At 44.9% G+C, this 26,819-nt stretch carries 17 protein-coding genes; 12 read left to right on the top strand and 5 right to left on the bottom strand.

The window, feature by feature from the left end; all coding sequences use genetic code 11:
- Position 1: 1 nt before the first annotated feature.
- The 4 genes from ACO05V_RS14620 (at position 2) to ACO05V_RS14605 (ending at position 4,584) form a co-directional block, all read left to right on the top strand.
- Positions 2-733: a DUF599 domain-containing protein gene (locus ACO05V_RS14620; protein ID WP_421852910.1), complete on the top strand. Its 732-nt coding sequence runs from the start codon at positions 2-4 to the stop codon at positions 731-733.
- The gene (locus tag ACO05V_RS14615) at positions 723-1,427 is read left to right on the top strand and encodes an O-methyltransferase (protein WP_421852907.1); all 705 of its coding nucleotides are present in this window, start codon (positions 723-725) and stop codon (positions 1,425-1,427) included. The genes ACO05V_RS14620 and ACO05V_RS14615 overlap by 11 nt, the downstream gene beginning before the upstream one ends.
- 213 nt (positions 1,428-1,640) lie before the next feature.
- Positions 1,641-3,569: a molecular chaperone HtpG gene (gene htpG / locus ACO05V_RS14610; RefSeq protein ID WP_421852904.1), complete on the top strand. Its 1,929-nt coding sequence runs from the start codon at positions 1,641-1,643 to the stop codon at positions 3,567-3,569.
- A 172-nt stretch (positions 3,570-3,741) separates the two neighbouring features.
- Complete coding sequence (locus tag ACO05V_RS14605) at positions 3,742-4,584, top strand: DNA ligase (protein WP_421852901.1); 843 nt, start codon at positions 3,742-3,744, stop codon at positions 4,582-4,584.
- A 237-nt stretch (positions 4,585-4,821) separates the two neighbouring features.
- Here the strand turns inward: ACO05V_RS14605 and ACO05V_RS14600 are convergent, their stop codons facing one another.
- Both ACO05V_RS14600 and xthA read right to left on the bottom strand, forming a co-directional pair.
- Positions 4,822-5,136, bottom strand: a complete 315-nt coding sequence (locus ACO05V_RS14600) for an ArsR/SmtB family transcription factor (RefSeq protein ID WP_421852898.1) — start codon at positions 5,134-5,136, stop codon at positions 4,822-4,824.
- A 178-nt stretch (positions 5,137-5,314) separates the two neighbouring features.
- Positions 5,315-6,130, bottom strand: a complete 816-nt coding sequence (gene xthA, locus ACO05V_RS14595) for an exodeoxyribonuclease III (protein WP_421852895.1) — start codon at positions 6,128-6,130, stop codon at positions 5,315-5,317.
- Between the two features lie 238 nt (positions 6,131-6,368).
- Here xthA and ACO05V_RS14590 point away from each other — a divergent pair, with 238 nt between their 5' ends.
- The 3 genes from ACO05V_RS14590 to ACO05V_RS14580 all read left to right on the top strand — a co-directional run bounded on the left by ACO05V_RS14590 (position 6,369) and on the right by ACO05V_RS14580 (position 9,320).
- Entirely contained in the window at positions 6,369-6,956 is a 588-nt protein-coding gene (locus tag ACO05V_RS14590) for a hypothetical protein (protein WP_421852892.1), read from the top strand.
- A gap of 204 nt (positions 6,957-7,160) precedes the next feature.
- Positions 7,161-8,534 carry a glutathione-disulfide reductase gene (gorA, locus tag ACO05V_RS14585; protein WP_421852889.1) on the top strand — a complete coding sequence of 458 codons (1,374 nt, stop codon included), beginning with the start codon at positions 7,161-7,163 and terminating at the stop codon, positions 8,532-8,534.
- A gap of 327 nt (positions 8,535-8,861) precedes the next feature.
- Positions 8,862-9,320, top strand: a complete 459-nt coding sequence (locus ACO05V_RS14580) for a GAF domain-containing protein (RefSeq protein ID WP_421852886.1) — start codon at positions 8,862-8,864, stop codon at positions 9,318-9,320.
- A 75-nt stretch (positions 9,321-9,395) separates the two neighbouring features.
- On the opposite strand, the gene ACO05V_RS14575 is transcribed toward ACO05V_RS14580, so the two are convergent.
- Positions 9,396-11,048 (bottom strand): pectate lyase, encoded by a 1,653-nt coding sequence (locus ACO05V_RS14575; protein ID WP_421852883.1) that lies wholly within the window; start codon positions 11,046-11,048, stop codon positions 9,396-9,398.
- A gap of 215 nt (positions 11,049-11,263) precedes the next feature.
- Here ACO05V_RS14575 and ACO05V_RS14570 point away from each other — a divergent pair, with 215 nt between their 5' ends.
- The 4 genes from ACO05V_RS14570 (at position 11,264) to ACO05V_RS14555 (ending at position 16,246) form a co-directional block, all read left to right on the top strand.
- Positions 11,264-12,736, top strand: a complete 1,473-nt coding sequence (locus ACO05V_RS14570) for an aminoacyl-histidine dipeptidase (RefSeq protein WP_421852880.1) — start codon at positions 11,264-11,266, stop codon at positions 12,734-12,736.
- 706 nt (positions 12,737-13,442) lie between these two features.
- A complete protein-coding gene (locus tag ACO05V_RS14565) occupies positions 13,443-13,700 on the top strand; it encodes a hypothetical protein (RefSeq protein WP_421852877.1) in 258 nt (85 codons plus the stop codon).
- Between the two features lie 556 nt (positions 13,701-14,256).
- The gene (corA, locus tag ACO05V_RS14560; protein ID WP_421852874.1) at positions 14,257-15,447 is read left to right on the top strand and encodes a magnesium/cobalt transporter CorA; all 1,191 of its coding nucleotides are present in this window, start codon (positions 14,257-14,259) and stop codon (positions 15,445-15,447) included.
- 52 nt (positions 15,448-15,499) lie between these two features.
- Positions 15,500-16,246 (top strand): VIT1/CCC1 transporter family protein, encoded by a 747-nt coding sequence (locus ACO05V_RS14555; protein WP_421852871.1) that lies wholly within the window; start codon positions 15,500-15,502, stop codon positions 16,244-16,246.
- Positions 16,247-16,317: 71 nt separating this feature from the next.
- Here the strand turns inward: ACO05V_RS14555 and ACO05V_RS14550 are convergent, their stop codons facing one another.
- Together ACO05V_RS14550 and ACO05V_RS14545 are read right to left on the bottom strand one after the other, a co-directional pair.
- A complete protein-coding gene (locus tag ACO05V_RS14550) occupies positions 16,318-16,728 on the bottom strand; it encodes an MAPEG family protein (protein WP_421852868.1) in 411 nt (136 codons plus the stop codon).
- 271 nt (positions 16,729-16,999) lie between these two features.
- Positions 17,000-17,827: a PRC-barrel domain-containing protein gene (locus ACO05V_RS14545; protein ID WP_421852865.1), complete on the bottom strand. Its 828-nt coding sequence runs from the start codon at positions 17,825-17,827 to the stop codon at positions 17,000-17,002.
- Positions 17,828-17,990: 163 nt separating this feature from the next.
- On the opposite strand from ACO05V_RS14545, the gene ACO05V_RS14540 reads away from it, so the two are divergent.
- Positions 17,991-26,798: a GH36-type glycosyl hydrolase domain-containing protein gene (locus tag ACO05V_RS14540; protein WP_421852862.1), complete on the top strand. Its 8,808-nt coding sequence runs from the start codon at positions 17,991-17,993 to the stop codon at positions 26,796-26,798.
- Positions 26,799-26,819 lie beyond the last annotated feature (21 nt).

The following is a 26,819-nucleotide window of genomic DNA, read 5'->3' as shown; positions in this document are numbered from 1 at the left end:
TATGGAAAAGCATTCAGTGTCATTACTATTAAACCCCCTTGATATTTCGACATTTTTAGTCTTTTTTGCGTGCTGGTGGGGATATGCTTTTTATGCTCAGTATAATTCTAAACGTCGTTCTTGTTTGGTGAGTGTATTGCACCAATTTAGATTGGCATGGATGTCACGATTACTTAGACGAGACAACCGTATCGCGGATGCTTCTGTGATGGCAAATCTAGAAAGAAGTAGTCTATTTTTTGCTTCGAGTAGTTTGTTGATTATTGCGGGTCTTTTTACGGCGTTTAATTACTCAGAAAAAGCGATTGGCATTTTATCGGATTTTTATCTTTTAGCGCCGATGAGTCAGCAAGAGTGGGAACTGAAAATTATCGTGTTAGTGGCGATTTTTTCTTATGCATTTTTCACCTTCACTTGGTCTGTTAGGCAATATAATTTTTGCTCTGTATTGGTTGGCAGTGCGCCATTAGCGACAGAGCGTGGTATCGAAGACAGTGAACGTGAATTGTATGCCATGCATATGGCGCAAATTTGCAGTCTAGCGGCGAACCAATTTAACTATGGCTTGCGCGCTTTCTATTTTGCGATGGCGTTCTGTGGTTGGTTCCTTGGTCCATATTTTTGTATGGCGGCCAGTGTGATGGTTGTGGCGGTACTTTATCGCCGTGAATTCCGTTCTAAAACATTCAAAACTTTGAGCCGTGGACTCGTGATGAAATCCCATGCTTCCTAATTTCCCAAAACCTTTACCTGAAGATGATAAGCCTGTTAATCGTACCGTTAATGTTGATGACAGGCTTTATCAGTATTTGATTGATGTCTCGGTTCGTGAAGATGATCTATTAAGAGCCTTGCGTCGTGAAACTGCTCAGTATCATATGGCGCGTATGCAGCTGTCGCCGGAAGTAGGGCAGTTGTTAGCCTTGTTAGTTAAGCTACAGGCGCCGAAAAAAATTCTCGAGATTGGCGTGTTTACTGGTTACAGCACCTTGTCGATGGCGATGGCGATGCCAAAAGAAGCAACATTAGTTGCTATCGAGAAAAAACAGATGTGGCTTGATATAGCGACGCGCTATTTAGAGCAAGCTGGCGTGATGGATCGTGTTACGACTTATTGCGATAAAGCCTTGCCAATGATGGAATCTTTTCTAGAGGCTGAGCGAGAAACCTTTGACTTTATTTTCATCGATGCGGATAAGCAAAATCTATTGGCTTATTACCAATTAGCAAAACAGCTGCTTCGTCCTGGTGGTTGTTTGTTGATCGATAACACGCTTTGGTGGGGCAATGTTGCAGATGAGGATTTTACTGATAAAGACACTAAGATTGTTCGTGAGTTGAATAAAACCATTCATGATGATATGGCGGTTGAACTGTCATTAATTCCTATTGGTGATGGCCTAACCTTGGTTCGAAAAAACACCTAAAGCCTGATCGCAAAGTGATCAGGTATCTTCTTTGTCCCTTCCTAAATGCCCCTAACGTGTTTATATCCATAAACTTATTGTGACTTTTTACTTTTTTTAGTTGGTCAGCCTCTTGAAATTGCTTCAAGAGGCTTTATCTATGAGGCACAAGTGAAACGAAATACGCCTTTGGTTTTTGTCCGAAGGTTCATTCAAATAGGAGAAAGCTATAACATGGCAACTGATACTCAAAAAGAAACGTTAGGGTTTCAAACGGAAGTTAAACAACTACTTCATTTGATGATCCACTCTTTGTACTCCAACAAAGAGATCTTTCTACGAGAGCTTATTTCGAACGCATCCGATGCGGTAGATAAGCTTCGTTTTGAGTCTGTCGCTAACGCAGACCTTCTCGCAGAAGATCCAAACCTACGTGTCCGTATCGAATTTGATAAAGAGACGAATACGGTTGTTATTGACGATAACGGCGTTGGTATGTCCCGTGAAGAAGCGATTACCAACCTTGGTACCATTGCAAAATCCGGTACTTCTTCTTTTCTAGAGCAACTGAGCGGCGATCAGAAAAAAGACAGCCAGCTAATTGGTCAATTTGGTGTGGGTTTTTATTCGGCTTTCATCGTTGCTGATAAAGTGACTGTTGAAACTCGCCGTGCAGGTGTTGCTGCTGATCAAGCGGTACGTTGGGTATCTGATGGTTCTGGTGAATTCACTATCGAGAACATCGATAAAGAAACTCGCGGTACGCGTATCACGCTTCATCTTAAAGCAGACGAAAAAGATTTTGCTGATAATCATCGTCTACGTCACTTGGTTACTAAATACTCTGACCATATTTCTATTCCTGTGGAAATGGAAAAATCGGTTTATCCAGAAATGGACGAAGAGGGTAACCTTAAACCTGTTGATGAAATCAAAGCGCCAGAATATGAAGCAGTTAACTCCGCAAAAGCACTTTGGACTCGTCCGCGTAATGAAGTCACGGACGAAGAATACCAAGAGTTCTATAAGCACATTTCTCATGATTACCAAGAGCCTTTGAAGTGGTCTCACAACAAGGTTGAAGGCAAGCTGGAATACTCAAGCTTGCTGTATATTCCTTCTAAAGCACCGTACGATCTTTGGAATCGTGATATGCAACGCGGCCTGAAATTATATGTTCAACGCGTATTTATTATGGATGAAGCAGAAGCTTTCCTACCGCCTTACATGCGTTTCGTAAAAGGTGTCGTGGATTCTAATGATTTGTCTTTGAACGTGTCTCGTGAAATTTTGCAAAACGACCATGCGGTTGATTCTATGCGTTCAGCATTGACGAAACGTGTGTTGGATATGCTAGGCAAGATGGCGAAAAACGAGCCAGAAGATTACCAAAAATTCTGGGATGAGTTCGGTAATGTCATCAAAGAAGGTCCTGCCGATGACATGGGTAACAAAGACAAAATCGCTGGCTTGTTGCGCTTTAGTTCTACTCATACTGATGCGGCGACACAAACCGTTTCGTTGGCTGACTACATTGAGCGTATGACTGAAGGCCAAGATAAGATTTATTACATCTATGCCGAGAGTCACAATACAGCGAAAAACAGCCCGCATTTAGAAATCTTGCGTAAGAAAGGTTTTGAAGTCTTGTTGTTGAGTGATCGTATCGACGAATGGATGATGTCTTCTCTACAAGAGTTTGAAGGTAAATCTTTCCAAGACGTCACCAAAGGCAAGCTCGACTTGGCTGACCAAGAAAACGAAGAAGAGAAAAAAGAGAAAGAAGAAAAGGCTGAGCAAATGAAGCCACTTCTTGATCGTATGAAAACCGTGTTAAATGAGAAAGTTGCGGGTGTTAACGCAACTGACCGTTTGACCAACTCTCCTGCGTGCTTGGTGGTTGGTGAATACGATATGGGTCTGCAGATGCGCCGTTTGCTTGAGCAGGCTGGCCAGAAGCTTCCTGAATCCAAGCCGACATTGGAAGTGAATCCAGATCATCCAATCGTTGCTAAGATGGATTCTGAAACAGATGAAGAGCGCTTTGCAGATATGGCGTGGTTGTTGTTTGAACAAGCGACCTTGTCGGAAGGTGGTCAACTTGAAGATCCAGCGACATTTGTTAGTCGTATGAATAAATTGATCGTTCAACTTAGCAAATAGTTCAGTTCTAACGAAATAAAATCTGAGCCCATGTTTGGTGACAAATGTGGGCTTTTTTTTATGGATTAAAGCAGAGGTTAAGCTTAACCTTAAGTGGGATTTGATTCTTTAAATAAAATCCTTTAGCTTTAGTGTGTGCTATGGAATAGCATTTTTTATATCAAAGGAGTGAATGATGTTTCAATCAGTATATTTTGCATTAGCCTTATTGCTTGTGCCTCAGTTTCTATTTGCCCAACCAGATGTGCAACAAGCGACAGTCTTTTCTGACTCTACTCATGTAGAGGATTATCTAGTCAGTGAAAAATACGACGGGATTCGAGCAATTTGGACCGGAGATGAGCTGTTAACCCGTCAGGGAAATCCCATTAATGCACCAGCTTGGTTTACCGATAAGCTGCCGCGTGTTTGGCTTGATGGTGAGCTCTGGTCTACGCATAATGACTTCTCTTTTATCCTGTCAACGGTTAGCAAACAAACGCCTGTTGATAGCGAGTGGCGTAAACTCTATTACATGGTTTTTGACGCACCAGACAGAGAAAGAAACATGACGTTTGAAGAAAGATACAAACGTTATACTCGCATGCTGACTATTCTCGATATACCTCACGTTCGACCTGTTGAACAGTTCTCTTTAAAAAATAATGCAGAACTTAATGATATGCTGGATTCTTATGTGAAAAACGGCGCTGAAGGCTTGATGCTGCATCGTAGGCTCGCACGTTTTGCAAACGGTCGATCAGACAATTTACTTAAACTAAAACCTCATATGGAAGCGGATGCCAAAGTGGTCGACATCCTTAATGGCTCAGGCAAGTATGATGGCATGATGGGGTCTATTCTCGTGGAGATGCCATCCGGTATTCGTTTTAAAATCGGAACCGGTTTTTCTGACGAAGAGCGTGGTTCTCCTCCTAGAATCGGTGAGTCTGTTATTTATAAGTATCATGGTTTTACTGAGCGTGGTGTCCCAAGGTTTGCTAGTTTCCTTAGACTTCGAGAACCAGGCTATTAACTATTTGTTATTAACTTAGTGAGAAAACGGCTTTGCAAAAAGGTTTTTATTGTTTGCCTGGCACTATGTGTGATCAGCGTCTTTGGGAAAGTACTCAGCAAGCATTAGGCTCGTTTTTGAAAACTCAGAACAATTTGATGTTCAAACTGTCAATGGGTGTGGGCATATGTTGCCTTTGGAGCAGTCAGCCTTACTAGCGGATTTACTGAAAGAGTTTTATTTGTAAATTTTTTGTTTTTATAGCGCAGGGCAAAATAGGCCGTGAAGCGTTTTGATTAATTCTTTTACACGAGAGTCGCCAATGCTGTAAAAAATAGTTTGGGATTCACGTCGAGTGTTAACCAGTCCATCTTTTTGTAACACAGCTAAATGTTGAGAAAGGGCGGATTGGCTTAACGGAAGCTTTTCGTTTAATGCTGTCACAGACAATTCTTGATCCAATATGTGACATAAAATCATCAAACGGTTTTCGTTGCTCAGTGCTTTTAAAAATACAGCCGCTTGTGCTGATTGTTGCAGCATATCTTCCATTGTTAATGTTTCGTTTCTCATGATCTTTTCTCGTTTCTATACGGCAAATTACAGGCTGAGCTTTATGTTAAAAATAAAACCATCCACATTGTCTGTGGATAAGACTGGGACTAGAGGTGTTGAATAGTGGTTCTCATCAAGTAAGACGGTCATTATATGGTTTTGTATGATATTTGCACAATGACCGCCTTAATCGCTTCTATTTGTCTAGATTGAAGCTGGTCCAAATTGGAGCATGGTCTGAAGGCTTTTCTAGCGCACGTAAATCGTAATCCACATCAGAATCTTCTAGAAAGGGCGTTAGTCCATTTGACGCCATAATAACGTCAATTCTTAAGCCGCGCTTTGGCGTGTCATCAAAACCTTTCGAGCGATAGTCAAACCAACTAAAGCGATCATTCTTGGTTGGGTTTAGTTGACGGTAAGTGTCTGTTAATCCCCAATTCGCCAACGTTGCAAACCATTCTCTCTCTTCAGGCAAGAAGCTGCATTTGCCGGTTTTCAACCAACGTTTTGCATTTATTTCACCAATGCCGATGTCTAAATCGGTTGGAGAAATATTAATGTCGCCCATTACAATGATTTTTTCATCAGGAGAATGAGCAGCAAGATATTCCATTAAGTCTGCGTAAAACTTTCGTTTTGCTGGAAACTTAGTTTCATGGTCACGGCTTTCGCCTTGAGGGAAATAACCGTTCAGCACTTTTACTGGGCCTTGTGGCGTATCAAATGTGGCAATAATCATTCGGCGCTGAGAATCTTCTTCATCACCTGGAAAACCATATTCAATTTTGGTGGCTTCTTGCTTGCTAAAAATAGCAACGCCGTAGTGTGATTTTTGTCCGTAATAATAAGCGTGATAACCAACAGACTTAGGGATCTCGTGCGGGAAAGCGTCGTCGTGAACCTTAATTTCTTGTAAGCCGATGACATCTGGCGCGTGCTTTTCAACTAATGCTTCGATTTGATGTGGTCGAGCACGTAAACCATTGATATTAAAAGAGACAAATTTCATGTGAAGGATTCCATAGCGAATTTTCTTAATGATACCCAGTTGCGTTGGCGGCATAAAGGGATTTACGCATTCATTGCTGTAGTTAGATTTATCTTTTATCTTAATCGTTATTAATAAAGTCTCTAAAGCATGAATTGTGACATTTTCAAGCAATTTTCAAGTCAGAAGCAAATTTTGTTTTAAGCATTCAATGAAGCAAAGTATTATATTTTTTTAGCTTACAACGAGTGGGTATGGCATGACTGTAGCGGATAAGAAATCAATCGGAGTAATGAGTTACCTTTTGTCACCAGAAGCAAGGCTTACTATTATTATTCCCATCCTCCTCTACAATGTCGCGTTTTGGTATTTTGGAGCCGGGCCCGCCTTGTTGGCAACCGCGTGCTATTCAGGCCTTTTAGAAATTTTTTCAAAACAACCTAAATCCTTGTCTATTATTGCGTTGATTCTTATCTCAGGAAGCGCTCATTTCTTATATCTCAATGGTTACACCTTCTTTGGGATTACCCAGGAAAGTGTATTTTTGTCGGTTGGCGGGTCAATTACTGTCATCGTTGTTTTTTGTTTTTATTCATTAATCGGCCGTCCTGTTGTTCGCACACAAGCTGAAAATGCACTGCCTTCTTTAAAGCAATCTCCCATTTATGGCACGAAAAAATATAACCGTGTTTGGCAAGAAGTCTCTTTGGCATGGATTATCGCTTATGGAATAAAGGGATTGATAGTCGTGGTGTTATCGCAAGATATGCCGACTTATGCCAATTCGGCTGTCTTTTTTGGTGCATGGCCACTGACCCTGTTGTTGATTGCTTTTAGCTACTATTAGCCCAGTTTTCGTTGGTCTTTTACCGGTGATGAAGAAAAAACTGAGCCGAAAACTTAACGATAAGTTCTTATTTTCTTAGAAATTTTCACATTTACTAAAGTAATAAAGGTTTCGCTGCGCTGTTAAGCTTCCGGCACTTCTGCTATCGAGATCAGGCTGTTAAACTGATGTCATATAAAAACATGCATAATTTGGAGACTAAGAATGTCTTATCAGTACGATTTATTTGTTATTGGCGCTGGTTCAGGTGGCGTTCGTGCTAGCCGGGTTGCGGCATCTAAAGGTTATAAAGTTGCTGTTGCCGAAGGCAGCGCATTAGGTGGAACTTGCGTTAACATTGGTTGCGTACCTAAGAAATTATTTGTTTATGGCTCTGAATATGGTCATGGCTTTGACGAAGCTGCAGGCTTTGGTTGGTCTCATCAAGGTGTTGAATTTAATTGGTCTGTTTTACGCGACAATAAAACCAATGAGATTCAGCGTTTAAATGGTATTTATGGGAATATGCTTGGTAATGCGGGCGTTGAACTTATCACGGGTTACGCAAGCTTTGTTGATGCGCACACCGTAATGGTGGATGGCAAAACCTATACCGCTGAGCGAATTTTGATTGCTGTTGGTGCGAAGCCTTTTATTCCTGAATTTAAAGGCAGCGACCTCGTTGTTAGCTCTAATGAAATGTTTTTCTTGGAGGAGCTGCCTAAAAAAGCCCTTGTTGTTGGCGGCGGTTATATTGCCGTTGAGTTCGCGGGGATTTTAAATGGTTTAGGTGTTGAAACGAGTCTTGCTTATCGTGGTGATCAACTACTTCGTGGCTTTGATCAAGATGTTCGTGATTTCGCCAGTGAAGAATACAAAAAGTCTGGCATTGATGTACGTTTGAATACTGATGTTGACAGCATTGAGCTGGCTGATGCTGCGAATCCAAAAGGCGCACGCACGGTGCATTTTAAAGATGGTCATTCAGAAGAATTTGGCTTGATTCTTTATGCAACGGGTCGCGTGCCAAACGTTGCTTCTTTAGAATTAGAAAACGCTCGTGTTGAAACAGGCAAAAATGGTGCGGTGATTATTGATAAGAATTTTACCACGTCTGCGAAAAGTGTTTTTGCGCTGGGTGATGTGACAGATCGTATTCAGCTAACGCCTGTTGCTATTAAAGAAGCCATGGCGCTGATCGCTTATTGGTTTGACGGCAAAGAAGTGAATTTTGATTACGACAATATTCCAACCGCCGTTTTCAGCCAGCCAGCGATCGGCACTGTCGGTTTGACCGAGCAAGAAGCTGAAAAACGAGGTCTTGATTTCCGTGTTTATCAAACGGATTTTCGTCCAATGAAACACACCTTAAGCGGCGGCACATCCCGCTCCTTGATGAAGTTATTGGTGAACAATGCCGACGACAAAGTCATTGGTGCACACATGGTGGGCGATTACTCTGGTCAGATTATCCAAGGTTTAGGCATTGCGATTAAAGCCGGTGCAACCAAAGCAGACTTTGATGACACGGTGGGTGTTCACCCAACCAGCGCTGAAGAATTTGTTACTTTCTCTGCGGCGTCTTTGAAGAAAAAATAAGCTCAGCTATAAGTTTTAGCCCGGTTAATGAATCAAAAAAGACGCCTCGTTAAGTTTTATCGGGGCGTCTTTTTTATTTCCTACGAATAAGTAGGAGTCTTTTTAAGGTTCTTTATTTGAAGCGCTTATTGAGAAATAAATGGGCTTTAAAACGAACTTTATGATTACTATCAATGTCAACAGATAACGATAAGCGTAGATTGTGTTTAAGTCCTTTTTGTTAAGTCGTGAAAGAAGCTAAAACGAAGCCGCCGTAAATGATAAAGGCTGTTTAGAAATTTTAAATGAATACTTTAAAGCTGCTTTTTATAAAAATAAGGAACCCCAATGTCATTAAAAAAAATTGCCACAAAACAAAATGAAATCGCCCAACGTTTAGACGATATCGCTAAACATTCTGGATTACATTCTTTATTAGTTATGGAATCTACGCCAACTCATATGGTTGTATTCGCGGCCAATGAACAACCTATTTATTCGGTTGATGATGCAGGCGGTAAGAGTAATCAAGAAGGTTGTCATGAGCTTTATTGTGAGCGCGTTGTAGATACGAAAGAAGCGTTGTTGGTTGCGGATGCTAAACTCGACAAGGAGTGGATGAATAACGAAGATTTAGTGCGTTTTGGCCTTGGCGTGTATTATGGCGTACCTATTATTGAACATGGCGAAGCGGTTGGTACTGTCTGCGCATTGAATGATAAAGCGTTTGATTTCACTGAAGGCCAGCCTTCGGTGAAGGAGCTGATTGGTCAACTTAAACATGATATTGAAGCCATGTTGGCTTAATCCGTTTTGGAAGACAGAATATCTGAGTGTTAACGAAAAAAGGTGCCAGAATGGCACCTTTTTACTGGGTTTTGTCTATTTTCGTTGTTCTGGATAAATCGATTTTACATCCATGGTATTTTTGATACTGCCATCAGGCATCATCATATCCCCGTGAATATAGCCGCCTCGGCTGCGGTAAATCGGCACCCATTCACGTTGATCTTGTTTAGCTGCAATGAGGCTGAGTAGGGCGAGCGGCTCGATATCATCGAAGCGGCAATGAACGTGCTCACTGTTTGAGGTGAACATGCCTCGATTGGCACTGCGTCGAAAGATATTTTCCCCCAGCTTTTCAGCAAGTGCCAAATAGCCCGCGTTTTTAGTTGCTTGATACATTTCTAGGGCGGCGAACAAGAAAAGAGGCTCGTCTGCCTGGGTTTCCAAATTGACGTTTGGTTCGTCGCTTTCCCAGTTGCCAAGATCAAAATGCTTTGCCATGGCGCAAACGCTAGTCCAGATGACATTGCTCTGGTTTCCAACTGAAATATTTTCTGTCCAATTAGTAACGTAGGCAAGGAAAACATGAGGAGGAACAGGGCGGCGAATAATCTCTACGCCTTTTTTGCCATAGTAGCCGTAACGAGGAATCTGCTGTCCTGTTAAGTCTTTGCCATCGGCAAACATGGGTTTGATTTCATTTGTCTTAGCATCGTAGGCATAATGCGCCCAGGCTTCTAGACCTTCTGTCGTCCAATCCAATAACTGTTTGCCATTCTCGCCAAGCTCTCTAGCGAGCAGAGTTTGCGCTAGGCCGCAGTCTCCATAAATACCTTCTGGCCCGTTGAGGGCTTCTTCATCCATTTTGAACAATACCCAAGCTTCTTTCGCCACATCGCCGTATTCTGGGCCAAATTGTCGCTGCGCTCTGTCACCCCAAAAGGAGAAAGTGTACTGCGGATTGTTTTCGTCTTTCGGCGCGTCGCCTGTTTTTAATGGGCGATTGTATTGGTAGCAGCCAAGCTTAGTGTCTGGATGACGACTGTTGACGTATTGGCTCATTAAGAACTCCGCCCAAGAGAGTGCATTTTTATCGCCGTTTAACTTGTAGAGCATGCCAGCACTGAACACGAGATCGTTGCCAATATTCACAAAAGACAAACCTTTCATTTCGCGAAGCGGTTCTAGGTGTTTTTTTTGTGGTTTGTTCCAAAAAGTCGCTTCGTCAAATGTTAATCCGTAGCTGCCGTGGCGGGACATTTCCATATTGTCCCAGTTTGTCACATGGCAATTCCAAATCGCTTTGATCATTCGGCTGGTGGCGATCGGGTTAGTTTCATACATGAGTTCATAAAACGGGCAATGGTGCTTGAGTTCGTGCACCATGTTTTTATTTTCTGGCCCAACGGTATTTAGTGTTTTCAAATCAAGAAAAGAGTGTCCGCCCCAACGAATAAGGCCACTTGAATCGGCATGGTCAAAATGCCATTGGATCGCATCTTGCGCGGCTTGTTTGTATTTTGGTTGATTGGTTAACGCACTTAAGCCACAAAAAAAGCGGAACAAATTTTGTTGGCTGGCAATATTGGATGGTTCCCATTCGGTGCCGTCGGTATTTTTCCATATTACTGGCTTATGATTAAAAGTGTTGCAGCCATCAAAAAAAAGTGGCGTACCGTGATAAGGATCGCGATAGTGTTTAAGAATCGTGTCGGCGTAGAGAGTTAAGTAATTCAGCATGTTTTGCATCGTGTTTATCCATGTTTTTATTCTTTCTCTCATCTTAAAGGAGATCCTAAATATCTGCCATAAAAAATTAAAACAGCGTTTTATAAAAACCTTTCTATGATTCGAATATACGTTTTCTCTATCGATGTAGTCTTAATTTCGATTGCCTCAATTGGTGCTCTTCTTTAGTGTTGCACGCATTCGCAATATGCCATTAAAAAATACACGAGACCAAGATGAACGAAGTACTAACGACGTTACAACCAACCGCAATTTGGCGCCATTTCCAAACATTATGTAATACACCGCGCCCGTCATACCACGAAGCCGCATTAAGAGAACAATTGATTCAATGGGCGACCGAGTTAGGTCATGAAACCTATGTGGATCCAGTTGGAAACCTGCTTATTCGCAAAGCCGCAAGCAAAGGCATGGAAGACAGAGAAGCCGTCGTCTTGCAAGGTCATTTGGATATGGTTGCGCAGAAGAATGCCGACATTGATCATGACTTCACTAAAGATCCTATCATTACGCAAGTAATCGACGGCTGGGTTCATGCAACAGGTACCACGCTTGGCGCTGATAACGGCATTGGTGTTGCTGCAGCCATGGCGATATTGGAATCGACTGATTTAGCGCACGGACCAATCGAAGCCTTGTTTACTATTGAAGAAGAAACCAGCTTACGAGGTGCATTGCAGCTTGAAGAGGGCATTCTTAAAGGCAAAATCCTACTGAATTTGGATTCGGAAGACCGCGGTGATGTTTACATCGGCTGTGCTGGTGGCATGGACATCAACATTGAAAAGCAGTATTTCGCTATTGCTGCCGACAGTGATAAAAAGGCCTTCAAAATTACTGTCTCTGGTTTACGTGGCGGACATTCAGGCTTGGATATTCACAAAGGCCGCGCCAGTGCGAACGTGCTTATTGTGCGCTTGTTAAATCTTCTCAAAGAGCGTTGTGACTTTGGTTTAAGCTCGTTTACTGGTGGAACACTGCGTAATGCTATTTCTCGAGACGCGGTAGCAACGATTAACGTAAGTGACAAAGACCAAGCCAAGCTATTTGCTTTTATTGAAGCATTCGAAAAAGCCACCAAGGCAGAATTTAGCGCCACGGAAACGAATTTGGCAGTGACATTAGAAACCGCTGAACTGGATTCAGAACTAGAAGCAAACGCCAAAGACGCCTTGTTAAACGCCATGTACTGCGCGCCTCATGGTGTTCATCGCATGAGTGCGGACTTGGAAGGCGTGACAGAAACTTCCTGTAACTTCGGCGTGATCAACCTCCGTAACACAGCAGATGGCAAGAAAGCCTTTAATGCTTGTTTATTAGTGCGTTCTCTTGTCGATTCTGCCGTTGAACACCTTGCTTACGTGGCAAAATCGGCGTTCTCTTTAATCCAAACGGACGTGAAGTTAGAAAACGGCTACCCAGGCTGGTGCCCAGATCCAAATGCCGGTTTGCTCAAACATTTCCTAACCGTCCACACCGACGTCATGGGCCACGAAGCCAATGTGAAAGTGATTCACGCCGGACTAGAATGCGGCATCATCGGCGCGAAATACCCAGGCATGGAAATGGTGTCATTCGGCCCTAACATCCGCGGCGCCCATTCACCGACAGAACGTATGGAGATTGACTCCGTTGGGGATTTTTGGCGACTACTTGTCGCGTTATTGGAATCCGTTCCAAAGGCTTAACTCTGCGGGCTTACGCACATAACTCAAACCGAGTGACATTCCCTTCGAAACTACCGCCTACGTCAGGTGAATGTCACTCTTGTTCTCGTTAATAAGACTCGTCGCGTCGAACTGACTTCACCGTGGCTAATCGTAGGGCGCGATGAGGGAGGAACGAACGACCGTAATCCGCCATGTAGGCCGAACCTATTGCCAGACAGTTTTTTTGTCAGCATATTATATATCACCTTGGTATTTTCTTCGCTTGCGCCTGTTTCGCAGGCTCAACGCGTCAGCGCGAATCCAAACCAAGATGAATAGATAGCGTTAGGCCTGTATATATCGACTTTTGTAGGTCGAACGTTTAGGTTGATGCGGGATTTAGCTTTCATTTTCTATGGTGGGTCGCGCCTTTAGGCCGACGCGGAGCTTAAGTTTTATTCAAGTACTTTATATTTTCGACCTTTATTCGCCCCGACTTCGTCGTGACGTACTGACATTAATTAGAGCAGTAGTTTTTTGTAGGGCGCAATCAGCTTAGCGTAATCGGCTGTTGAAAACTAAGGAACACCAAATATGCCCAAAATCTGTGATTTTAAGTCGCTAATCTAAAACTAAAGAGTTTATTGGTAAACTGACAGGCTTGTTCGCAGTTTCCTGCATATTTCAAAAAAGTCTGTGCTTTGCGTACAAAGTGCATGATGATTATATTTCGGAAAGGTGAGAGATGATCCATAAACGCTATTTTATACCTCTAATTGTATCTTTGCTTTTTGCTGTTTTTGTTGTGATTGTGTTTGGTATAAACAATCATGCAGGAGATTATTGTATTGGCTTAGTTAATCTGGACCCTGATAACTGTCCTATAGACTACGATTTACTAATAATGAATTTATTTTTTCCTGTATTTTTATGGTTTACGTTATTTTTATATGTGCCTATTTTTCTGTGGCAGTTATTTTATAAATTATCTAAAAAATCTTAACAAAAAAATTAATTTATTGTGTTTTGTGGCGTATAAAATTGATTCTAAATAGTTGTTGCTAGTTACTCCTGAGTTCTGGCTTGAATTGATTCGTTTAGTAAGGCTAGTCAAAAGGGGCGATCACTTGTCTTGCGTGCGGTGGCTAGGGAAGTTACGAACAAGTCCTCTTGCCTCAGCATGTGGATAAAAGCCTATTATTCGAGGCGAGTACCGAATGTGAATAGTGGTTCTATTTTCGAGGTGTTCAACAAAGAATACATGTTTTTAGACCATGCCCTCGGCAATTGCTCCTGCTTACCTACATCCATGTAGGCATACGGGTCTTTCAGGGCTTACTATTAGAAGTAACAGGCCACATGTCGTTGCGACTCTTTGAAAGGTACCTACATTCCTTCAGAGCCGCGCCTTATTTGGCGATTTCTCTGAAAGACTGAGGCTTATTAGACTTATTCGCACCTTCTCTAGAATGAAAATCTCTCTTTGTGTTTTGTTCGTCAGCGCACCGATGGATTTTGTCATTCGTCCTATTCTACTTATTCAATGATAAGGGTAAAGAATGACGCAAGAAACCGATGTCTCAGTAGATAAAACCATTAATGAAAATAATGATAATGCACCTTCATTGTGTTCTGATGCTTGGCAAAATATGCCTTATCGGCAAGTAACTCCAGGTGAAATGCCCGGAATTGAACATCTGGCGGATGTGTCCGAACCACCGGAAGCTGGCACGGTTATCATCAGTTACATCGATTATTCGGCGACTCAGTATGAAACTGGCTATGTAACTGATCTTGCCGAGTATTTTGCTAATCCAATTCCAGATTGGGTGACAACACGTTGGCTAAATGTCAGTCGCCCGCATCCTTATGTAATCAATCAGTTTCGCCAGCATTTTGGATTTCATACGCTAACGGCGGAAGATGTTATGCATATTCCGCAACGCCCTCGGGTTGAGTTTTTTGATGATCATTTGTTTGTTGTTTTGCGAATGTTGCAACTTAATAAACAAGAATCATCGGTTAATCCTAACGCAAGTAGTGTGTTGGACGTCGAGCAGGTGAGTTTGTTTCTGTATGACAAGGTGCTCATTACTTTTCAAGAAAAGCCAGGCGACGTATGGCAGCCGATTCGTGAGCGATTGCTGAAAGAAAATGCGCGTATCCGCAAAAATGGCACAGGCTATCTGCTTTATGCTTTGTTGGATGCCATGGTCGATCATTGTTTTCCGGTGTTGGAAGAATATGGCGATATCCTCGAAGAACTTGAAATAATGACGTTAGAAAAACCCACTCCGGCCATTTTACATCGTATCCATGCGGTAAAACGTGAATTGTCATTATTGCGAAGAATTGTATGGCCAATGCGTGAAGTGATAGATCATCTTTATCGCGAAGAAGACGGTCGCATGGGGGAGGCTACTAAGCCTTATTTACGAGATGTGTACGAACACACTATTCAGATTGTTGAGATTATTGAATCTTATCGCGAGATGGTCAGCAGTTTGACAGATCTTTATATGTCGGCGGTGTCCAATCGTATGAATGAGATTATGAAGGTACTGACCATTATGTCTTCGGTATTTATTCCATTGACCTTTATTTCTAGTATTTACGGGATGAACTTTGAGTATATGCCTGAGCTGAGTAAACACTGGGCGTATCCAGCGCTTTGGGTATTTTTTATCTTGTTGACCCTCAGTATGTTGTTTTTCTTCAAACGTAAGGGGTGGTTGGGAAGTAATCGTTAAGCGTTTCATTTTGTTTTTTACTTCAATCTCTTCACAGAGGAATAACGTTTCAATGTCTAATCAAGTTACTGGGTCTAATCAAGTTACTGGGTCTAATCAAGCCACAGGGTCTCATCTGGAACATCATCGCCAACATCGAGTCGGTTGGTTAAGAGCCGCTGTTTTAGGGGCGAATGACGGTATTGTTTCTACGGCAAGTTTGATTATTGGTGTGGCGTCGGCCAATTCTGGACACACGGCGATTATGGTCGCCGGTACGGCAGGTTTAGTCGCTGGCGCTATTTCTATGGCGGCGGGGGAATATGTGTCGGTGAGTTCTCAGGCCGATACGGAAAAGTCTGATTTGCAGGATGAAAAAAAGTCACTTGAGCAGAATTACGAGGAAGAGGTGATCGAGTTGGCGGATATCTATCAGCAGCGAGGTGTGGAGCCAGAACTGTCCGTCACTGTGGCACGACAACTGATGGCGCACGATGCACTTGCGGCGCATTCTCGAGATGAAATCGGGATTTCTGACCTATCAGCTGCGCAACCTATAACGGCAGCTTTTTCTTCAGCATTGAGTTTTACCTTGGGTGCGGCATTGCCCTTGATGACGGCGTATTTTTATCATGATGATGCCAATTTATCCGTCGTTACCGCTGTGTTGTCTTTGGTGTTTCTCGCTATTTTAGGGGCGATTTCATCGTATTTGAGTGGTGCAAAAATGCTTACTGGCATAGTGCGGGTCGGCTTTTGGGGCGCGTTAGCCATGGCGACGACAGCACTGGTTGGGATTGCTTTTGACGTTGCGGTTTAAAAAATGGACTGCGAGGTGCAGTCCATTTTTAATTGTTTTTAAAGTATCAATATTGTTAACAATTTAGATAGTTAGATGGCACCAGCAAGGTCGGAAATAATACCGTAAGCCATAACTGGGATGGCAATTAAACTAGGAGCAAAGACGAGAGACCGGACAATCCGCACACCGAAAATATAGATTGGTACATACAGAACTCGTGAGATGATTGTGGCCAGCGCTGCATAATACGTCCACGGGTTAGATGTATCAGTAGTGACAGCTAAAACTGCCAGTGGCAAATACATGATGCCGCCTTCCTTCAAATTTTCTAGCGTTCTATCGATACGATTTCCCAAAGGTTTTTTGCTGGGTTGCGCTTTTTCTCTGTTGCCAAAGCTAAACACTAAACCAGCTGTTTTGGCCATATAAGTTGACTGTAAAAGCACCATTATAAAGATGAGCAGAGCGTAGATTACGACACTTAGTAATTCCATTGACATTTCGTTGAAACCTCTCTTTTTTATCATTTGTGCGTGTTTTCTTGTTTTTCTGCGCGTACTAATTAACCATAGTTAAAGTCTGTCTACGAGCAAATAATGGCTACTCAATGTAACAATTTTGTGTGTTTTCGTTAAAGGGTTGAGCGAGATAAAAACGCAGACTTTATATATGTGCTATTGCTTTAGTATTGCTTGGAATAATTGTCGTGATGAAATGGACTGCGAGGTGCAGTCCATTTTTAGTTGTTCTTAAAAGCTTAGTTATTAGCTATTAATCCTTCTTAACTAAATTGGCTTTTTCGCCTCTCGCCCAGTAGCCAGTCAATCCATAGTGATCGAAAACCGCTAGCTCGTGCTCTCGGTTTAGATCTTTGCTGGTGTGGTACTCGGGCGCTTCTTTTATCTGATGACGAGTTAAGTTGATGGTGACTGAATTATCGGTCCAATCCATGTCTTCTATCCACTCTGGCGAGATAAGCACCTTGTGACCACCAAACCAATTGGTAGTGTCGACCATGAAGTAGCGAACCGCCATGGTATTGTCTTCAATTAATAGCCCAGAAACATGACCAATATCACCGTCGATGGCATGAATATGATAGCCGATGATGGCTTTGCAACTGCGTAAGTTTGGATCATCGTTTTGATGTAGTTCGCGTTTGGCTTTTTCATGAGCAAGCGTTGCACTGTCTGATTCTTGTTTGGTATCTGGGTAATGGCCAAAGCCCGGATATAAGGAATACGGATACATGCCGCCGCCCCAGAAGCCGGTGCCGCCCCAATAATACGGATAGCCGTAGTAGCCTAAATGATCGATCTCGTGTTGGCGGGAAACCGGTTGGTCTGTATCGACTTTAGGGCTGTTCTTCACTTGTTCTTTAGTGATAGATACGGGGAAAACCTTTTCTCGCCAGTTGGCTTTTTCTATCCCGATAGGAGAGATCAAGACCTTACGGCTTGATAGCCAAGAGCCGGTTTCAACGACGAAATAACGCACAACCCATTCCTCGTCATCAAACAAGAAATCCGTCACTTCGCCTATATTGCCATCGGTGGCTGCAATGGTGTATCTCTCTAAATCGTGCATGCTGCGTAACATAATTGATTGTCCTTTTGTCTTGTATGACGGATTTGTCTTCCTATTAAACTAACCTTCCTGCCTTATGGTGTCAGTTCGCTGGCGTACAGACGCTAGATCGCTTGTTTTATTAAGATGAAAAGACGCTTGATTGCGCCATTCATCAGATGATTTTAAGGCGATTATGTTAAACACTTTTTCTTCTCTACTTGGACGACGATTTTCTCACTCGCTTTGGGACAGCACGATTCCTGTTCGAGAGGAATTGTTTGGTTTAGAACGGCTTGAAGAACACGCAGAAAGTTTGGCTTTGGCTCAGCAAGTATTTGGTTCCGAGCCTTCTGTGCTGCCTTTGCAAACACGTTTGGATGAAAACGCTACGGCGCTTTTGGCATCCTATTGTGAAAGTGCTGCTGAGTTAGAACGTGGCAGAAATGTGGTTCCCGCCGCGGAATGGCTGCTCGATAATTATCATTTAGTAGAAGAACAAATTCGCGAGATTCGAGATGATTTGCCGGACAGTTATTATCGACAATTACCTAAGCTAGCTGATGGTCCTTTTGCCGGTTATCCGCGGGTATTTGGCTTAACCTGGGCGTTTGTAGCGCACACCGATAGCCATATAGATCCTGATATCCTCGTACGTTTTATTCATGCTTATCAAACAGTTCAGCCGCTCACCATTGGCGAATTGTGGGCGGTGGCGATTACGCTGCGCATTGTATTAATTGAAAACCTGCGACGTTTAGCCGATCAAATTACTGTCGGACGTGAAGCTCGCCACGACGCCGATCATTTTACCGAACGGCTTTTGGTGGCAGGCTGTGCCCATTCGGCGTTACAAGAAGACATTGCCTCCCGTTCACCGGAACCGCTATCAGAAGTGTTTGCTGCGCAATTGGCGAAGCGATTACGAGACCAAGATCCGAAAACCACACCCGCGCTGGACTGGCTAGAACAGCGCCTACAACAGCAAGGTCTGTCGGTTGAAGAAGTGGTGCAACATGCCCAGCAACGCCAAGGCGCATCGAACGTCACTATTCGAAATGTGATCACTAGCATGCGGTTGATTTCCGACATTGATTGGTCGGAATTGTTTGAGAAAGTCAGTCTCGTCGATCAAGAGTTCTATCGATACAACTTGTTTGCCCAAATGGATTTCCCAACACGCAATTTGTACCGCAGCGCCGTTGAAGAACTGGCGCGAGGTTGTGATTATTCGGAGATAGATATTGCCCAGCGCGCCGTAGAAATGGCGAAAGACAGCGTAAAGTCTTTTGAATCTAAGAATGCGGAATCAAAGAATGATGAGTCGACACAAGCGCTTTCTGAAGAAGCCAAGGTAGAAAAAAGTCGTCTTGGTGACCCAGGTTATTATTTGATTGAACAGGGCCGATTGGCTTTCGAAAAATCCATCGCCTATAAACCCACCATGCGATTAAGAGTCCGGCGTTTTCATGTGCGCCTAGGCGTCACGGGTTACAGCGGCACCATTGCCATTGTTGCCTTGGCTTTTCTTGCCATGAGTATTTTTTTCGCGGGATTCATGGCGTTTCCTGCGCAATCTTGGTTGCTATGGGCAGTAGTGGCTTTTATTCCCGCCACAGAAGTGGCGTTTGCCATCGTTAATCGTTTAGTGACCTGGCGCTTTGGCGCGGTGATGTTGCCGGGACTTGAACTAAAAGCGGGCGTGCCGACCTCGTTACGAACCTTAATCGCCGTGCCGACTTTGCTCACCTCAGAAGCGGATTTACTAGAGCAAATTGAACGCTTGGAAGTGCATTATCTGAGCGGTATCGACGGTGATGTGAGTTTTGCTTTGTTAACTGACGACAAAGATGCCGATTTGGAAGAATTAGAAAGCGACGCCTTATTGTTAGAACGGGCGGCGTTGGAAATTGAGCGGTTAAACCAGCGTTACGAAGAAGGTCCATCCGGTCCGCGTTTTATCTTGTTGCATCGTCGTCGACTGTTTAACCCGAGCGAAAATGTGTGGATGGGTTGGGAGCGTAAACGCGGCAAGTTGCATGAGCTGAACCGATTATTACGCGGCGCGACGGACACCACGTTTATGGCCATTCAGGGCAAAGCGCCCAGTGTGCCGAGTGATGTTCGCTACGTAATTACGCTTGATGCCGACACGCGTTTGCCACGAGAAGCGGCGCTGCGATTAATCGGTAAAATGGCGCATCCGTTGAATCGTCCACGCTTGGACAAAGTCAAACAGCGAGTTGTCGCGGGCTACGCCATTCTTCAACCTCGCGTCACGCCGTCTTTGTCGGTGGGCACGGAAGGCTCTTTGTTCCAGCGTATATTTTCAGCTCCCGGCGGTATGGACCCTTATGCCGCGGCGATTTCCGATGTGTATCAAGATCTTTTCGGTGAAGGCTCTTTTACTGGCAAAGGAATTTACGATGTCGATATGTTCGAAGCCGCGCTGGCGGATCGTGTGCCGAATAACACCATGCTGAGCCACGATTTATTCGAAGGCATTTTTGCGCGCGCCGGTTTGGTATCAGATGTGGAAGTGGTGGAAGAATTTCCTGCTCGATACGATGCCGCTGCGAAACGTCAGCATCGTTGGATGCGGGGCGATTGGCAACTGTTGCCTTGGATTGTTAGTAAGCCATCGGAACAAGGTATTTCTAGCTTGGGACGTTGGAAGCTACTCGATAATTTAAGGCGTTCGCTGGTGGCGCCAACAACCTTGTTAGCCTTGGCGTTAAGTTGGTTGTTGTTTCCGTCGTCGGCGTTATTTTTTACCGCTGTATTATTGGCCGTCATGGCGATTCCGCCTTTGTTGCCCTGTGTTTTTTCGATGATTCCTCGCCGTTCTGGCGTGGATACCAGCAACCATTTTCGACTTTGGCTAGGGGATTTACGTCTTGCTTTAAGTCAGACTTTTTTGTCTATCGCCTTTCTGCCTGACCAAAGCTGGCGCTCATTGGATGCGATCACACGCACCTTGTTGCGTTTGGGTGTGACCCATCGACGTTGTTTGGAATGGGCAACCGCGGCGCAGAGTAACGCGAGCCCACGACTCAAGGTGGTGGGTTTTTATCAAAACATGGCCTGTGGCACCTTGCTTGCCTTAGCGGTTTGCTTGTTTGTCATCGTGGTGAATCCGGCAGTGTGGCTGCTGGTGTTGCCGTTTGCTTTGCTTTGGTGTCTTGCGCCTTTGGTCGCCGTGTTTGTTAGTCGATCACCGGAAGTTTTGCGACCTGATGCACTTGATGTCGGCGCGGTCACTTTACGCCTTACTGCACGCAAAACCTGGCGTTATTTTGAAACCTTTGTGACAGAAGAAGATAACTTTTTACCACCGGATAATTTCCAAGAAGACCCAGAGCCTGTGGTAGCGCATCGAACTTCGCCGACTAACATTGGTTTGTATTTGTTGTCTTCAGTGGCGGCGCGAGATTTTGGTTGGGCGGGGTTAATTGAAACAATTGAGCGACTCGAAACGACCTTTGTTACGCTGGAAAAACTGCCAAAGCACAACGGCCATTTTTTCAATTGGTACGGCACGCAAAGCTTGCATACCTTGTTGCCGGAATACATTTCTTCGGTGGACAGCGGCAATCTTGCGGGGCATTTGATTGCGCTGGCAAACAGTTGCGAGCAATGGCGCGAAGAATCTGCAGTTGGAGTTTCTCATGGACAATCTCAAGAGCTATCTCAAGACACTTTAACCGCTAAGCTAAACTCCACGGTGCGCTCGGGTTTTATGGACAACATTGCGTTGGCTAGACAATCCTTAGTGGCTGAATCAAAACAAGCAATTCATTCTGTTAGTCCAGATTTGAGTGTTACTGCAACGGACAGCGAACATCCATTGTTGGCAACCTTGGATGATATGGATAGTCGATTAAACAGCCGACAGACTATCGAGGCGTTAACGCCGATTTTAATTCGATTGACCGATAAAGCCGCGAAATTGGCTCGTGAGCGACCATTGGGTTCGGGCGAAGAGATTGCACAAGGGCGCCATGCTGATTTCATTTATTGGATTGAAGCCGCCAATAAAGTGATGGTTGAACAGCAGCGCGATACGCTTGAGCAGCGCAATTCTCCCGATTCTTTGCTGGCTAGATTAAATGCTCTGGCGAGCACAGCACGAAATATGGCACTAGATATGGACTTTGCATTTCTCATTGATCCTGAGCGCAAACTTTTGTCGATTGGTTATTCTCTTGCCGAAAACAGCCTCGATCCAAGTTGTTACGATTTATTGGCTTCGGAAGCCAGATTGGCAAGTTTGTTTGCTATTGCCAAAGGCGATGTGGCGACGAAACACTGGTTCCGTCTTGGTCGTGCAGCAACGCCCATGGGCAATGGCTCGGCGCTGATTTCTTGGTCAGGTTCTATGTTCGAATATTTGATGCCGTCGCTGATCATGCGAGCGCCAACAGGCAGTTTACTTGAACAGACCAATCGGCTGATTGTTGGGTGTCAGCAGGAATACGGCAAACAGCTTGGCATTCCTTGGGGCGTGTCGGAATCTTCTTATAATGCCCGTGACATCGAGTTTACTTATCAATATTCCAACTTTGGTGTACCGGGACTCGGTCTAAAACGTGGCTTGGCGGAAAATAGAGTCATCGCGCCTTATGCCACGGGGCTTGCCACTATGATTGATCCTCAGGCAGCGGTTGATAATTATGATCGCTTAAACAATATGGGCGCTTGTGGACGTTATGGCTTTTATGAGGCGCTGGACTTTACGCCGACGCGTTTACCTGTTGAAAGCCATGTCGCCATTGTGCGCAGTTTCATGGCGCATCATCAGGGCATGACCATTGTGGCTATTGCCAATACCTTGCTGGACGGCGTGTTTAGACAACGTTTTCATCAAGAACCTATGATTCAGGCCTGCGAACTCTTATTGCAAGAACGTATGCCAAGAGATGTTTGTATTAGTCATCCCCGGGCAGAAGAGGTGAAAACCTACGCGTCTTCTTTGACGGTGATTGCGCCAATAGTGCGACGACTAAGCCCAACAGCCGCAGGTTCGCCCATTACGCATTTATTATCAAACGGACGCTATGTGGTGATGTTGACCGCCACTGGCGCAGGCTACAGTCGTTGGCGCGACATAGCGGTGACCCGTTGGCAGGAAGATACCACATGCGATCATTACGGTAGTTTTATTTTCTTACGTGATAAAAACACCGGTCAGCTTTGGTCGAGTTCCGCTCAGCCTTTACAAGACGAAGGTCATTATCCAGCCGGTGTGTTTGAAGAAGACCATGCGGAGTTTGTGCGTCATGCTGGCGATTTAACCACGACGATGGATGTGTTGGTATCCGGTGAAGACGATGGTGAAGTGCGTCGTATCTCCTTGAGTAACAATGGTCGCACGGCGCATGACATTGAACTGACGTCCTATCTTGAATTGGTATTAACGACGCCAGCCACAGACAATGCTCATCCGGCCTTTGCCAAGATGTTTGTGCAAACGGAATATGTCCCTGAATACAATGCGCTAATCGCGACTCGCCGTAAACGTGCTGCGCAGGAACCTTCAATTTGGGCGGCGCATTTTGCCATTGTAGAAGGGGAAGTGACGGCCGATCCTCAATATGAAACCAACCGCGCCTTGTTTATTGGACGAGGTAATTCCATTGCCACCGCGGCGGCGTTTGATTTTGACGATTCGGCGGTTGAAAGTGTCGATCTGAACAATTCAGTCGGTACCGTGTTAGATCCTATTTTCTCGTTGCGCTATGCCGTTCATGTGCCAGCAGGCAGTGTATCGAAAGTGGCGTTTTGGACAGTCGTGGCGTCTTCTCGTGAAGAATTAATGGATCTTATTGATCGACATCATGACCGCAGTGCCTATGATCGAGCGAAAACCTTGGCGTGGACGCAGGCGCAAGTGCAATTGCGTCATTTGGATATTAGCCCAACTGAGGCGGACGATTTCCAACGACTTGCTGCGCCGATTATTTACGCCGATCCGCGTTTTCGTGTTTCAGCCGACTCCATTCATCGCGGCATGGCGGGTCAGTCTGTGCTTTGGCCGCATTCGATTAGTGGTGATTTGCCCATTGTGCTGTTGCGCATTGATGACGTCGAAGACATTGATCAAGTGAAGCAATTATTGCGCGCCCATGAATACTGGCGCATGAAGCGTCTGGCCGTGGATCTGGTGATCATCAACGAACACGCGTGTTCTTATTTACAAGACTTGCAAATTGCCATTGAAACCGCAGTACGAAGTAGCCAATCACGGCCTCGACTGATCGATAAGTCTAACGGTGATCATGTGCAAGGCGCTGTGTATGTTTTGCGTGCAGACTTGGTGGATGAGCCGGTTCGTGATTTGCTGAAATCGGTTGCTCGGGTGGTGCTTATTGCTCGTCGAGGATCTATTAGTAAACATATTCATCGTTTGCAGTCAGCGTCGACTTGGCCGCCGAAGATTCGCTCTAAGAATGAATCGACAGGTGACAATGTCATTCTATTCAAAGCGAAGAATTCAACCGCCAGCGATAAGTTAGCAGCCCTGAAACAAGGGCTAGAGTTCTTCAATGGCTTGGGCGGTTTTGGCTTGGATGGCCGAGAATATACAGTGATTCTTGAAAACGGCGCCTCGACGCCTGCGCCTTGGATCAATGTCATTGCCAACGCGAGTTTTGGCTTTCATGTATCGGCCGAAGGCAGTGGTTATACGTGGGCTGAAAACAGCCGCGAGAACCAGTTAACGCCTTGGTGTAATGATCCGGTTTCTAATCCGTCTGGTGAAGCAATTTACGTGCGCGATGAAGACACTTTGGAATTGTTTGGCGCCACGGCTCAGCCGCTTCGTTCTGCGAATCAAGCGAACAACAAAGCTAATCCAAGCGCGTTTGTTGCTCATCATGGTCGTGGTTATAGCTGTTTTGAACATCAAGCGGATGGTTTGGCGCTGACATTATTGCAATACGTGCCTTTGGCAGATCCGATTAAAGTTTCACGCTTAACCCTGCATAACCAAACGGGACGACGTCGTCGATTTTCTGTTACGTCTTACGCTGAATGGGTGTTAGGCACGGCTCGTGGAACGTCTGCGCCATTTATTACCACGGATTTGGATTCGGCTGGCTCAAACGCCTTATTCGTTTGTAATCGTTGGAATGTGGCATTTCCGGGGCGTGTGGCTTTTGCCGATATGGGCGGGATGCAATCGACCTGGACGACAGATCGCACCGAGTTTCTGGGACGCAATGGTCGCATGAATGCACCAGCGGCTTTGCTCAGGGATTCGTCTTTGTCTGGCAGCATTGGCGCGGGTCAGGATCCTTGTACTGCACAACAATCTATCGTTGAGCTTGAACCGGATGAATCGGTGGAAGTGGTGATCTTGCTGGGGCAATGTGCTTCGGTCGGCAAAGCCCGCGATTTGATCGAGAAATATCGCCATGCGGATTTGGATCAAGTGCTGGCTGACGTGACACAGCATTGGGATACCTTGTTAGGCGCAGTTCAGGTGAAAACGCCAGATCGAGCGATGGATATCATGCTCAATGGTTGGCTGCTTTATCAGACGGTGGCGTGTCGCATGTGGGCGCGCTCAGCGTTTTATCAAGCCAGCGGCGCGTATGGTTTTCGAGATCAATTACAAGATGGTATGTCGATGACATTCCGCCGACCCGATATGACCAGAGCGCATATTTTGCGTGCGGCGAGTCGTCAGTTTGTCGAGGGCGATGTACAGCATTGGTGGTTGCCTCATACCGGGCAGGGTGTGCGTACGCATATTTCCGACGATAGAGTCTGGCTGGCGTATGCCACGGCGACCTACATTGAAACCTCGGGTGATGTGTCTATTTTGGACGAAAAAATCGCCTTTATCGAAGGACCATTATTGGCGGCGGATCAGCATGACGCGTATTTTCATCCTACGGAATCGGACGAGTCTGCAACCTTGTTTGAGCATTGTGCTCGCGGTTTGGATCAATGTCTTGAACTGACGGGCGAAAATGGCCTGCCATTAATGGGCACAGGCGATTGGAACGATGGCATGAACCGTGTCGGGGAAGGTGGCCAAGGGGAAAGTGTTTGGTTAGGTTGGTTGCTGATTCGTACTATTAATTTATTCTCGCCTATGGCGCAAATTCGTAATGAAGACGAGCGAGTACAAAACTGGGTGACGCATGCCAGTAAAGTACGAGAAGTCATTGAAGAAAAAGCCTGGGATGGCGACTGGTATCGTCGGGCAAACTTCGACGACGGCAGTTGGTTAGGGTCTAAAGATAACGACGAATGCCAAATTGATTCTATCGTGCAATCTTGGGCGGTATTGTCTGAAGCGGGCGAACCAGAACGCGCCGCGAAAGCCATGGAATCGGTCGAGCAATACCTGATTCAACCCGAGTCAAAACTGGCGTTATTGTTTACGCCGCCATTTGATAAAACCAGCCATGATCCGGGTTATATCAAAGGCTATCCACCGGGCTTACGGGAAAACGGCGGTCAATACAGCCATGCTGCCATGTGGGCGATTTTGGCCTATGCCAAATTGGGGGATGGCAATAAAGCCAGCGACTTGTTTAATTTGCTCAACCCGATCAATCACGCACAGAATGCCGAAGAGGTTGAGCGTTACAAAGTCGAACCTTATGTGGTCGCGGCGGATGTATATTCGGTTGCGCCTCACACAGGACGGGGCGGTTGGACTTGGTACACAGGCTCTGCAGGTTGGATGTATCGAGCTGGCATGGAAGGCATACTTGGTATTCATCGAGAAGGTAAAGAACTGACGATTCAGCCCTGTATTCCGTCAGATTGGCCTGGATTTGAAGCCACCGTAAAAGTTGACCAAACCGAGTACTTTATAACCGTCGAGCAATCGGCTGATCGCGCTGATTCCTTGGAAACTGAAGACTCTTTATTATTAGATAAAGGCATGAGCGCCGAGGTGGATGGCATGGATATTCAAATCACCAACAACATAGTGCGAGTATCTCTGGATGGTGGGACGCATAGGTTGAATATTTCATATTTATAATAAATAGAGTCGGTAGTTAAA

Source organism: Marinomonas sp., assembly GCF_965225885.1.
Classification (GTDB): domain Bacteria; phylum Pseudomonadota; class Gammaproteobacteria; order Pseudomonadales; family Marinomonadaceae; genus Marinomonas.
The sequence above is the reverse complement of the archived record's forward strand: the minus strand, read 5'-3'. Positions and strand labels throughout refer to the sequence as shown.